Annotated in this window: 11 protein-coding genes; 6 read left to right on the forward strand and 5 right to left on the reverse strand. The window is 63.1% G+C overall.

Features of this window, described 5'->3' with window-relative positions:
* The 3 genes from B2V21_RS08595 to B2V21_RS08605 all read left to right on the forward strand — a co-directional run.
* Positions 1–1,022, forward strand: a 1,022-nt coding sequence (locus B2V21_RS08595; RefSeq protein ID WP_286916603.1) for a LysM peptidoglycan-binding domain-containing protein, incomplete at its 5' end; no start/stop codon positions are given.
* 119 nt (positions 1,023–1,141) lie between these two features.
* Positions 1,142–2,248, forward strand: coding sequence for a DNA-processing protein DprA (gene dprA, locus B2V21_RS08600; RefSeq protein ID WP_286916604.1), 1,107 nt, complete (start codon positions 1,142–1,144; stop codon positions 2,246–2,248).
* Positions 2,249–2,285: 37 nt separating this feature from the next.
* Entirely contained in the window at positions 2,286–2,840 is a 555-nt protein-coding gene (locus B2V21_RS08605) for an L-threonylcarbamoyladenylate synthase (protein WP_049860477.1), read from the forward strand.
* 81 nt (positions 2,841–2,921) lie between these two features.
* On the opposite strand, the gene B2V21_RS08610 is transcribed toward B2V21_RS08605, so the two are convergent.
* Positions 2,922–3,896 (reverse strand): NADPH:quinone reductase, encoded by a 975-nt coding sequence (locus B2V21_RS08610; RefSeq protein ID WP_286916605.1) that lies wholly within the window; start codon positions 3,894–3,896, stop codon positions 2,922–2,924.
* Positions 3,897–4,061: 165 nt separating this feature from the next.
* Here B2V21_RS08610 and hemF point away from each other — a divergent pair, with 165 nt between their 5' ends.
* A complete protein-coding gene (hemF, locus tag B2V21_RS08615; protein WP_286916606.1) occupies positions 4,062–4,985 on the forward strand; it encodes an oxygen-dependent coproporphyrinogen oxidase in 924 nt (307 codons plus the stop codon).
* Positions 4,986–5,002: 17 nt separating this feature from the next.
* Positions 5,003–5,827, forward strand: coding sequence for a shikimate dehydrogenase (aroE, locus tag B2V21_RS08620; RefSeq protein ID WP_056844863.1), 825 nt, complete (start codon positions 5,003–5,005; stop codon positions 5,825–5,827).
* A 162-nt stretch (positions 5,828–5,989) separates the two neighbouring features.
* On the opposite strand, the gene choX is transcribed toward aroE, so the two are convergent.
* Both choX and betC read right to left on the reverse strand, forming a co-directional pair.
* A complete protein-coding gene (gene choX, locus B2V21_RS08625; RefSeq protein ID WP_286916607.1) occupies positions 5,990–6,925 on the reverse strand; it encodes a choline ABC transporter substrate-binding protein in 936 nt (311 codons plus the stop codon).
* Between the two features lie 24 nt (positions 6,926–6,949).
* A complete protein-coding gene (gene betC / locus B2V21_RS08630; protein WP_286916608.1) occupies positions 6,950–8,476 on the reverse strand; it encodes a choline-sulfatase in 1,527 nt (508 codons plus the stop codon).
* A gap of 114 nt (positions 8,477–8,590) precedes the next feature.
* On the opposite strand from betC, the gene B2V21_RS08635 reads away from it, so the two are divergent.
* Positions 8,591–9,499 (forward strand): choline sulfate utilization transcriptional regulator, encoded by a 909-nt coding sequence (locus B2V21_RS08635; protein WP_286916609.1) that lies wholly within the window; start codon positions 8,591–8,593, stop codon positions 9,497–9,499.
* 188 nt (positions 9,500–9,687) lie between these two features.
* Here the strand turns inward: B2V21_RS08635 and B2V21_RS08640 are convergent, their stop codons facing one another.
* Both B2V21_RS08640 and trpA read right to left on the reverse strand, forming a co-directional pair.
* Entirely contained in the window at positions 9,688–10,179 is a 492-nt protein-coding gene (locus B2V21_RS08640; protein ID WP_286916610.1) for an anti-virulence regulator CigR family protein, read from the reverse strand.
* Positions 10,180–10,301: 122 nt separating this feature from the next.
* A complete protein-coding gene (trpA, locus tag B2V21_RS08645) occupies positions 10,302–11,114 on the reverse strand; it encodes a tryptophan synthase subunit alpha (protein ID WP_049860484.1) in 813 nt (270 codons plus the stop codon).
* Positions 11,115–11,193 lie beyond the last annotated feature (79 nt).

The raw sequence follows: 11,193 nt of genomic DNA on the forward strand, positions 1-11,193 counted from the left end.
GGAAATCACTACTCGCCCTGCTACTGCTGGCAATGTCCGGCCTGACGCAGGCGCAGGTGCAGCTCAGGGACGGCTACCCACAGCGCTACACCGTGGTCCGTGGCGACACATTGTGGGACATTTCCGGCAAGTTTCTGCGCCAGCCGTGGCAATGGCCGCAGCTCTGGCACGCCAATCCGCAGATCGCCAACCCCGACCTGATCTACCCCGGCGATTCGCTGGTGCTGGGCTTCGTCGACGGCCAGCCGCAACTGATGCTCGAGCGCGGCGCCTCGCGCGGCACCATCAAGCTCTCGCCCAAGGTGCGCACCACACCCGTGGCAGAAGCCATTCCCAGCATACCGCTGGAATCGATCAACAGCTTTCTGCTGACCAACCGCATCATGGATTCGGTCGAAGATTTCAACGCCGCACCCTACATCGTCGCCGGCAATGCCGAGCGGGTGCTCAGTGGCATGGGCGACCGCATCTACGCTCGCGGATCGTTCGATCCGGCGCAGTCGGTCTATGGCATCTTCCGCCAGGGCAAGGCCTACACGGATCCCGATACCCAGGAGTTTCTGGGCATCAATGCCGACAATATCGGTGGTGGCGAAATCGTCGCGACCGAAGGTGACATCTCTACCCTCGTCCTGCAGCGCTCGCGCGAAGAAGTCCGCCTGGGCGATCGGCTGTTCAGCGATGAACAGCGTGCGGTCAATTCGACATTTTTTCCCAGCGCGCCGCAGTCGGACATCCATGGTGTGATCATTGATGTGCCACGAGGTGTTACACAGATTGGCAAGTACGATGTGGTCACCTTAAACCGCGGAAAGCGCGACGGGCTGCGCGAAGGCGACGTTCTGGCGGTCTACAAGACCGGCGAGACAGTGCGCGATCGTATCACTGGCGAGCAGATCAAGGTCCCGGACGAGCGTTCCGGTCTGCTCATGGTGTTCCGCACCTATGAAAAGCTGAGCTATGGTTTGATCCTCAACGCCAACCGCTCGCTGGCAGTGATGGACAAGGTGGGTAACCCGTAGCCGCACCTGGCGCCTGGGTACGAGAGGATCGTGCCCAGGCGCATTCCGATACTTTTGTGCACAGAGTTATCCACAGCTTGTCCAGCTGCTTGCGAGCCTGCCGATTCAAGGATGATCGGATGCCGCTTTTCGAAAGCAACACCCACACCTGTTCCGAACTCGAAGCGCGTCTGCGCTTGCAACTACTCCCCGACATTGGCTCGCAACGCTTTCACAAGCTCGTTGCGCACTTCGGCTGTGCGCGTTCGGCGCTCGATGCCTCGGCCGTGCAATGGCGCGGTGCAGGTTGCAGCGACGCCAGCGCCCAGGCCCGCCGCGACCCCGGCATTCATCAATCCGCTGCGGCTGCGATGGCCTGGCTAGAGCGTGCGGACCAGCATTTGCTGATGTGGGACCAGCCTGACTACCCGGCCCTGCTCAAGGAGATCGCCGATCCACCGCCGCTGCTGTTCGTGCGCGGGGACCCCGGCGTACTGGAGCGGCCGCAGATCGCCGTGGTCGGCAGTCGCCGCGCCTCGCCGCCCGGATTGGACAATGCCCGGGCCTTCGCTCGCAGCCTGGCAGGTGCGGGATTCACGATCACCAGCGGTCTCGCCCTGGGTGTGGACGGTGCTGCCCACCAAGGGGCGCTGGACGTGGGTGGATATACCATCGCGGTCTTGGGCACCGGGCTGGAAAAACTTTATCCACAGAAGCACCGTGCCTTGGCGCAGGCCATCGGCGACGGCGGTGGTGCGCTGGTTTCCGAGTTTCCCCTGCAGGCCCAGGCACAGCCCGGCAATTTTCCCCGGCGCAACCGGATCATCAGCGGCTTGTCGCTGGGCGTGCTGGTCATCGAAGCAAGTCCGGCCAGCGGGTCGCTGATCACTGCGCGTCTTGCCGCCGAGCATGGTCGCGAAGTGTGGGCACTGCCAGGCTCGATTCATCATCCTGGCGCCCGTGGTTGTCATCAGTTGATCCGCGACGGTGCGCAGTTGGTCGAGACCATCGATCACATCCTCGAAGGCTTGCAGGGTTGGCAGCGCCTGCCGCCAGCCTCGTCGCCAGCACCGCAACGATCGCAAGATCCGCTGCTGAGCGCGTTGGTGGCAGCGGCGCATACCACTGAAGGTTTGGCCGCAGCCCTCGGCTGGCCATTGCCCCGGGTGATGGCGCAACTCACCGAGCTGGAACTGCAGGGGCGTGTGATCAGTCAGGCGGGGCGTTGGTTTGCACGTGCCAGCTAAGTACACTGGCGGCAGTTTCCAATGGGAGTGACAGCAGATGGTGAGCAGTTGGCGTGTGCAACAAGCGGCGCGCGAGATCCGAGCGGGCGCGGTTATCGCCTACCCGACCGAAGCTGTCTGGGGGCTGGGTTGCGATCCGTGGGACGAAGAGGCGGTCTACCGCTTGCTCGCCATCAAGGAGCGCTCGGTCGACAAGGGTCTGATACTGGTCGCCGACAACATTCGTCAGTTCGACTTCCTGTTCGAGGACTTCCCCGAGGACTGGATCGATCGGATGGCCAGCACCTGGCCCGGCCCGAATACCTGGCTGGTGCCTCATCAGGACCTGTTGCCCGAATGGATCACCGGCATTCACGACTCCGTGGCCCTGCGCGTGAGCGATCACCCGCAGGTGCGCGAGCTGTGTGCGCTGGTAGGGCCGCTGGTGTCGACCTCGGCCAATCGCCAGGGCCGTCCGGCTGCCCGCAGCCGCCTGCGCGTGGAGCAATACTTCCGGGGCGAAGTGGACCTGGTGCTGGGGGGCGCGCTGGGTGGGCGGAAGAGTCCGAGCGTGATCCGTGACCTGGTCACCGGCGAGGTGATCAGGCCCTGACTCTGGACCTGACTCTTGCCCTGCCTCTTGCCCTAAAAAATATGGCGAGAGAGCCGTCAGCGTGCGGCTCCCTGCCCGTCTTCACGGCAACAGGATGGTCGAGCCCACCGTCTCGCGTGCGGCGAGGGCCGTTTGTGCCTTCGCCGCATCGCTCAACGGGTACTGCTGGCTGACGTCGACCTTGAGCTTGCCGCTGGCGATCATCTCGAACAGTTCGTCGGCCATGCCCTGTACCGCACCGGGCACCGCATAGCTGGCCAGGGTCGGCCGGGTGACGTACAGCGAGCCCTTCTGCGACAGGATCCCCAGATTGACCCCACTGACCGCGCCGGAGGCGTTGCCGAAGCTGACCATCAGGCCACGTGGCTGAAGGCAGTCCAGCGAGGTTTCCCAGGTGTCCTTGCCCACGCCGTCGTAGACCACCGGGCATTTCTTGCCATCGGTCAGCTCCAGGACCCGCTTGGCCACATCCTCGTGGCTGTAGTCGATCACCTCCCAGGCCCCCAGTGTCTTGGCCCGCTCGGCCTTGGCGGGCGAGCTGACCGTACCGATCAGCTTCACGCCCAACGCCGCTGCCCATTGGCAGGCCAGCGAGCCCACGCCACCGGCGGCCGCGTGGAACAGAATGGTTTCTCCGGCTTCGACCTTGTAGGTCTGGCGCAACAGGTATTGAACGGTCAGGCCCTTGAGCATCACCGCAGCGGCCTGCTCGAAGCTGATCGCTTGCGGCAGGTGCACGGCCATGGCCGCAGGCAACACGTGCAGGTCGCTGTAGGCGCCCAGGGGGCCGCCTGCGTAGGCCACACGGTCGCCGACCTTGAAGCCGTCCACCTCGCTGCCCACTGCCTCCACCACGCCGGCCGCCTCGGTGCCCAGGCCCGATGGCAGTTGTGGCGTCGGGTACAGGCCGCTGCGGAAATAGTTGTCTATGTAGTTCACGCCCACGGCGTGATTGCTTACGCGAATCTCCTGCGGGCCCGGTTGCCTGGGCTCGAAGTCGACGAACTCGAGGACTTCCGGGCCGCCGGTGGAACCGAACTGGATACGCTTTGCCATCTGTTCACTCCTGCTGTCGTTGGGCGAAGGCCTATCGGACGCCTTTGCTTGATCGGCGTCAACTGCCGCAGGCGGTGAGCGATGCTATGCTACGCGCCGACTTGATCGCCGGTCAGGCGTGCACGCAGGCCGCTGGCGGTATTTGCCCTTCTCCAAGGTGATGCCATGACTACCCGCACCGAGGCCGTAAAAGCCTATCTGCTCAATCTGCAGGACCGAATCTGCCACGCCTTGCAGGCCGAAGACGGCGGCGCGCAGTTCGTCGAAGATGCCTGGACGCGTCCTGCGGGCGGCGGCGGTCGTACCCGGGTGATTGCCGACGGTGAGTTGATCGAAAAAGGCGGGGTCAATTTTTCCCACGTGTTCGGCACCGGCCTGCCGCCCTCGGCCAGCGCCCATCGCCCGGAACTGGCCGGCCGTGGTTTCGAGGCGCTGGGCGTGTCCCTGGTGATTCACCCGCACAACCCGCATGTGCCCACGTCCCACGCCAACGTGCGCTTCTTCATCGCCGAAAAGGAAGGCGAAGAGGCGGTCTGGTGGTTCGGTGGTGGTTTCGACCTGACGCCCTACTATGCCCACGAGGAAGACTGCATCCACTGGCACCGCGTCGCCCAGCAGGCCTGCGAGCCCTTTGGCGCCGATGTCTACCCGCGCTACAAGGCCTGGTGCGATCGCTATTTCCATCTCAAGCACCGCGGCGAGCCTCGCGGTGTGGGCGGCCTGTTCTTCGATGACTTGAACGAATGGGATTTCGACACCAGCTTCGCCTTCATGCGCGCCATCGGCGATGCCTTCATCGACGCCTATTTGCCCATCGTGCAGCGTCGCAAGGCCATGGCCTACACCGCGCAGCAGCGTGAATTCCAGGAATTCCGCCGCGGCCGCTACGTCGAGTTCAACCTGGTCTACGACCGCGGTACGCTGTTCGGTCTGCAATCGGGAGGCCGCACGGAGTCGATCCTGATGTCGCTGCCGCCGCAGGTGCGCTGGGGCTATGACTGGAAGGCTGCGCCTGGTAGCGAAGAAGCGCGGTTGACCGATTATTTCCTCCAGGACCGCGACTGGCTGGCACAAGCCTCCGCCCTTTGATTCAGGAACCGTTTCGCATGGACAGTTATGTGGTTTTCGGCAACCCGGTGGGTCACAGCAAGTCACCGGCCATTCACCGATTGTTTGCCGAGCAGACCGGCCAGGCGTTGGACTACAGCACGCTGCTGGCGCCCATCGATGGCTTCACCGACTGTGCCCTGGGCTTTTTCAAGGAAGGCCTGGGCGCCAACGTCACAGTGCCGTTCAAGGAGCAGGCCTTCAGCCTGTGCAGCGTGCTGACCCCACGCGCGCAGCGTGCCGGCGCGGTGAACATGCTCAGCCGTCTGCCCGATGGCGGCCTGCGCGGCGATAACACCGATGGCGTGGGGTTGGTACGCGATCTGGTCGACAACGCCGGTGTGACCTTGCAAGGCAAGCGCATTCTGTTGCTGGGTGCCGGCGGTGCGGTGCGAGGGGTGATCGAGCCGCTGCTCGAGCAGCAGCCGCTGTCGCTGGTGATCGCCAACCGTACGGTCGAGAAAGCCGAACAGCTGGCGCGGTTGTTCGCTGATCTGGGCCCGGTTGCGGCCAGTGGCTTCGATTGGCTGGAAGAGCCTGTGGATATCATCATCAATGCCACGTCGGCGAGCCTGGCAGGCGATCTGCCGCCCATTGCCAGCAGCTTGATCGAACCCGGCGTCACGGTCTGCTACGACATGATGTACGGCAAGGAGCCGACGCCGTTCTGTCGCTGGGCCAGCGAACACGGCGCGCGGCTGTCGCTGGATGGTTTCGGCATGCTGGTCGAGCAGGCGGCGGAAGCCTTCACCTACTGGCGCGGCGTGGCGGTGGATACGGCGCCGGTGCTGAGCCAGTTGCGGCGGGAGATGGCGGCGGGTTGAGTCGATTGAAGGGGTGTCAGTGAAGGCCTCTTCGCGGGCAGAGAGCTCGCCGCCCGCCCCGCTCCTACAGAGATCCAGTGCTCAACGCGGTATCCATGTGGGAGCGGGCTCTGCCCGCGAAGAGGCCATCACTGACACCCACCACCATCAAGCCCGTAAAAATCAAAGCTTCGCCCGCACCACCGGCAGCGCATCCTTGCCATCCAGTGTCTTCACCCCGTCCAGCCACTTCTCCAGCACCGCCGGATTGGCTTTCAACCAGGTATGCGCCGCCTGAGCGCTGGTCTTCTTGCTGTTGGCCACATCGGCCATGATCCCGTTTTCCATCTCCTGGGTGAACACCAAGTTGCTGAGCAGCTTGGCGGTGTTCGGGCAGCTCTGGGCATAACCCTTGCGGGTCAACGTGTGCACGGTCCCGGTGGAGCCGAAATACTTCTCGCCGCCCGTGAGGTATTTGAGCTTGATCTGCACGTTCATCGGGTGCGGCGTCCAACCGAGGAAGACCACGAACGCCTTCTTCTTCACGTTGCGATTGACCTCGGCCAACATGGCCTGCTCGCTGGACTCCACCAGCTTCCAGTCACCCAGGCCGAATTCGTCTTTCTTGATGATCTCGGCCAGTGACAGGTTGGCCGGTGCCCCCGAACCAATGCCGTAGATCTTCTTGCCGAACTGATCGGCATGCTTGTCCAGGTCGGCGAAATCCTTCACTCCGGCGTCGTAGACATAATCGGGAACGGCCAGGGTGAACTCGGTACCGTCCAGGTTCTTGGCGTACTGCACCACATCGCCGTTGGCGACGAACTTGTCGTAGAAACCCTGTTGAGCCGGCATCCAGTTGCCAAGGAAGACGTCCACCTGCCCATCCTTCAAGCCGCCGAAGATGATGGGCACGGCCAGGGTGTCGATCTTGGGCTTGTAGCCCATGCCCTCCAACACCAGGCTGGCCAGCGCATTGGTGGCGGCGATGTCGCTCCAGCCCGGGTCGGCCATCTTCACCGTGGCGCAACTTTGTGGGTCAGACAGCGGTTCATCGGCGAACGCCGGCGAGCCGGCAAGCGCCCACCAGCTGGCTGCCAGGGCTGTGGATATCTTCATGGTCACCTTCATGCGGACTTCCCCTCAAAGCGTCTGATGTAATGGGCAGGGTTGTGGATAACGTGCCTTGCGCTCCAGGTCGTCGAGGTCGATGTGGTTGCGCATGTATTGCTGACTGGCGTCCACCAGCGGCTGGTGATCCCAGCTCTTCAGCGTGCCCTGGGTCAATGCACTGGCCACGAAACGGCGGCGGCGCTGGCTGGCGAGCACTTGTTGGTGTATCGCCGGCATGTCCCATTTACGGCGGGCTTCATTCAGAAACGCCTCGAACAGTGCCCGGTGCGAGGGTGACTGGCTCAGGTCTTCGCGTTCGTGTGGATCGTTGTCCACGTCGTAGAGCAGGCAGGGGTCCTGCTCGCTGTAGATGAATTTCATCGCCCCGCGGCGGATCATCATCAGCGGACTGTTGGTGCCTTCGGCCATGTACTCGCCGAACACCTCGTCGTGGCCGCCCTCACCTTGCAGGTGGGAAACCAGCGAACGACCGTCCAGAGGCAGGCCGGGCTCGAGTTCGCCGCCGGCCAGCTCGACGAAGGTGGGCAGCAGGTCGGCGGTGGAAACGGCCGCCTGTACGCGCCCCGGCTGGAACTGGCCAGGGGCGCAGACCAGCAGCGGCACTCGCGCTGACATCTCGAACCAATGCATCTTGTACCAGAGCCCACGCTCGCCAAGCATGTCGCCGTGATCACCGGAAAAGACGATGATGGTGTCGTTTGCCAGCCCGGTTTCTTCCAGGGTCTGCATCAGCTTGCCAACATTGTGATCGATGTAGCTGCACGCGCCGAAATAGGCGCGTCGTGCGTCGCGGATCTTATCCACAGGCAAGGGTTTGTCCCACAGGTCATAGACCTTGAGCAGGCGTTGCGAATGCGGGTCCAGTTCGGTCTGGCTCGGCACGTTCTGCGGGAGGGGAATGTCTTCGTCGCGGTACAGGTCCCAGAATGGCTTGGGAATGGTGTAGGGGTCGTGCGGGTGGGTCATCGACACCGTCAGACAGAAAGGCTGGTCGCCGCCTTGGCGAATGTGATCGAACAGGTACTGCTGGGCCTTGAACACCACTTCTTCATCGAAATCCAACTGGTTGGTGCGCACACAGAGGCCAGCCTGCAGCACCGAGGACATGTTGTGATACCAGCTGGGGCGCACGTCGGGTTCGTCCCAGTTGACGGCCCAGCCATAGTCGGCGGGATAGATATCGCTGGTCAGGCGTTCCTCGTAACCGTGCAGTTGGTCAGGGCCGCAGAAATGCATCTTTCCCGACAGCGCCGTGCGATAACCCAGGCGGCGCAGATAGTGGGCGTAGGTGGGCACGTCGGCGGCAAAGTCGGCGGCGTTGTCGTAGGCGCCGATCTTGCTCGGCAACTGCCCACTGACCAAGGTGAAACGCGACGGCGCGCACAGCGGGCTGTTGCAGTAGGCGGCATCGAACACCACGCCGGTTTCGGCCAGGCGGCTGATGTTCGGCAGCTTGATGGGAGACGCCGCGTAGATCGGCAACAGAGGGGCGGCCATCTGATCGGCCATGATGAAAAGAATGTTCTTGCGCTTCATCGGCTCAGGGCATTCCATAGTGGAGATTAATGCGAAGTTTCTACCGTTCACCATGCGGTGCCGCTGTGGCCTGGTAAAGCCCATGCAGAACAATACCTAGGATAAGTAGCGCTTATGTTGGCAAGCCTCGGAGAACTCTCCCTTGACCTGTTGCGCGCCTTCGAGGCCGCCGCCAGGCTGCGCAGTTTCACGGCTGCCGCCGCCGAGTTGGGTACGACGCAACCTGCCGTCAGCCAGCAGATCAAACGGCTCGAGGAACAACTGGCCATCCGCCTGTTCGATCGGATCTACCGAGGCATCGAGCTGACCGACGCAGGCTACACCCTGTTCGAGGCGGTACAGGGAGGGCTGCGCAGCATCGACGACTGTCTGGGCTTGATCACCACCCAGACCCAGCACGAAGTGCTTCAGGTCTCCACCGACTTCGCGTTCGCCGCCTATTGGCTCATGCCACGCCTGCATCGCTTCCATCAACGTTATCCACAGGTCGATGTCAGCCTGGTCACCAGCGAACGCAGCCACGCCATGCTCGGCCCGAACATCGACGTGGCAGTCCTGTTCGGCGATGGCCGGTTCCGTCAGGGTGAAAGCCACTGGTTGTTCAATGAAGAAGTCTTCCCGGTCTGCAGCCCGCGCCTGTTGAGCGATCGAACGCTACCACTGGGCTCCGATGCATTGCTCGAATGGCCGCTGCTGCACCTGCGCGGTGAAAGCAGCTGTCAGTGGTTCGATTGGAGCGGCCTGTTCCGCGCCCTGCACATCCCCAGTGCCCCAGCGCCGGGGCAATTGCGCTTCGACAACTACACACTGCTCATCCAGGCCGCGATTGCCGGGCAAGGCGTTGCCATCGGCTGGCGTCACCTGGTGGACGCATTGCTGGAACAGCAACTGCTCTGCCGCCCTTTCGAAGGCGCCGCCACATCGGCGTTGGGCTATTTCGTGGTGGTGCCGCAACGCAAGCGCCGCGGCCAAATGGTGCAAAGGTTCGTGGATTGGGTGATGGAAGAGCAGAGCCGGCGGTAGAGGGGATATCTCACATTCACTTGAGAAACGGCTGCTAATGGGCTTTCAGTAACCCTGATCCACGCTATGCAGCGCCTATCTCACCGTTTTCGCGGCTGTACGCCCCTCCTACAGAGAAATGCGACCGTGTAGGAGCGGCTTACAGCCGCGAAAGCGTCACGACAGGCACTGCATCTCCAAGTCATTAATCAGTTCAAAACCCCCTGCAACACCTCGTAGACGATCCCGGTACCAATGGCGATCAGCACCACATCCGTGCCCATGCGGCGCCATTCGTAGCCTTCGTAACGTGGTAGGTGCTTCAACGCGGGACCGTCGAGGCGGGCACCGTAGCCGCGAGGTAGAGGTTGTCCCTTGATGGCGCGAATACTGGCGGGAGGTGGGTTGCCGGGTCGGAAGACGTCGCGGTGATCCTGAATGGTCTGGCGTACGGGGCCGAAATCCTGGGGTGGACCGCCGCGCGCAATGCCGCCACCTGGATTGCCTGGGCCACGGTTGCCTGGACCGCGCTCGTCACGATCAGGCCGATCGGGTCCGCCCTGCCGCTGATGCGGTTGTTCCTGGCGCCCTTGACGCTGCTCATCCGGTCCACCTGGACCACCGGGGGCGGCTTGCACCAGCGGTGCACAAGCGATCAACAGTGCGCCCACGCTCAGGATCAGGTTTTTTGGCATGTTCATCATGGATTTCCTTCACGGCCAAACAGCAAAAAGGGGCACCGAACACAGGTTCGATCCCCCTTGGTCTTGCCGTTTAGTCCCGTGAACCAGAGGCTAATTCCTCTGTATTGGAATCTTTACCTTCAGCTGACACGAGCCTTACGTACGCCCTGCGCCAGTTGACTGCACAGCGACAGCACATCTTCCACAGCCTGACCGTGGTGCTGGGCATGGGCGATCTTGTCCACCAGTGCCGAGCCGACCACCACGCCATCGGCCAGGCGGGCAATGGCGGCAGCCTGGTCGGGCGTGCGGATGCCGAAACCAACGCTGATCGGCAGGTCGGTATGCCGACGCAGCCGCTCTATGGCAGCGCCTACGTGCTCGGTGGTAGCCGAGCCGGCACCGGTCACGCCGGCCACCGATACGTAGTAGACGAACCCGGAGCTGCGCTCCAGCACTCTCGGCAAGCGTGCATCGTCGGTGGTTGGCGTGGTCAGACGGATGAAGTCGATACCCGAGGCCTGTGCCGGGGTTGCCAATTCACCATCATGCTCGGGCGGCAGGTCGACGATGATCAGGCCGTCGACACCGGCCTCCTTGGCCTCGGCCACGAAGGCTTCGACGCCGAAGCGGTGAATCGGGTTGTAATAACCCATCAGCACGATGGGCGTGGTGCTGTTTTCGACGCGGAACTCACGAACCATCTGCAGGGTTTTCGCCAGCGTCTGACCGGCGTTCAGTGCCCGCAGGGTCGCCAACTGAATGGCCAGGCCGTCGGCCATCGGATCGGTGAAGGGCATGCCCAACTCGATGACATCCGCACCGGCGGCTGGCAGGCCCTTGAGGATCGACAGGGAAGCGTCGTAGCCGGGGTCGCCAGCGGTGACGAAGGTGACCAGGGCCGCGCGGCCCTCGGCCTTGAGTTCGGCAAAGCGTTGTTCGAGGCGGCTCATGCCAGTGTCTCCTTCGCGCCCTGGGCGCCCATATGGCTCATCACGGTTTGCATGTCCTTGTCGCCGCGGCCCGACAGGC

This window comes from Pseudomonas sp. UBA6276 (assembly GCF_002438365.1).
GTDB lineage: Bacteria > Pseudomonadota > Gammaproteobacteria > Pseudomonadales > Pseudomonadaceae > Aquipseudomonas > Aquipseudomonas coleopterorum.

What these genes read in the sequence shown, in the direction of transcription:
- trpA (WP_049860484.1), bottom strand. Translation starts at nt 11,114, where the DNA reads ATGAGCCGCCTCGAACAACGCTTTGCCGAACTCAAGGCCGAGGGCCGC.
- B2V21_RS08605 (WP_049860477.1), top strand. Translation starts at nt 2,286, where the DNA reads ATGGTGAGCAGTTGGCGTGTGCAACAAGCGGCGCGCGAGATCCGAGCG.
- dprA (WP_286916604.1), top strand. Translation starts at nt 1,142, where the DNA reads ATGCCGCTTTTCGAAAGCAACACCCACACCTGTTCCGAACTCGAAGCG.
- B2V21_RS08640 (WP_286916610.1), bottom strand. Translation starts at nt 10,179, where the DNA reads ATGAACATGCCAAAAAACCTGATCCTGAGCGTGGGCGCACTGTTGATC.
- B2V21_RS08610 (WP_286916605.1), bottom strand. Translation starts at nt 3,896, where the DNA reads ATGGCAAAGCGTATCCAGTTCGGTTCCACCGGCGGCCCGGAAGTCCTC.
- aroE (WP_056844863.1), top strand. Translation starts at nt 5,003, where the DNA reads ATGGACAGTTATGTGGTTTTCGGCAACCCGGTGGGTCACAGCAAGTCA.
- choX (WP_286916607.1), bottom strand. Translation starts at nt 6,925, where the DNA reads ATGAAGATATCCACAGCCCTGGCAGCCAGCTGGTGGGCGCTTGCCGGC.
- betC (WP_286916608.1), bottom strand. Translation starts at nt 8,476, where the DNA reads ATGAAGCGCAAGAACATTCTTTTCATCATGGCCGATCAGATGGCCGCC.
- B2V21_RS08635 (WP_286916609.1), top strand. Translation starts at nt 8,591, where the DNA reads ATGTTGGCAAGCCTCGGAGAACTCTCCCTTGACCTGTTGCGCGCCTTC.
- hemF (WP_286916606.1), top strand. Translation starts at nt 4,062, where the DNA reads ATGACTACCCGCACCGAGGCCGTAAAAGCCTATCTGCTCAATCTGCAG.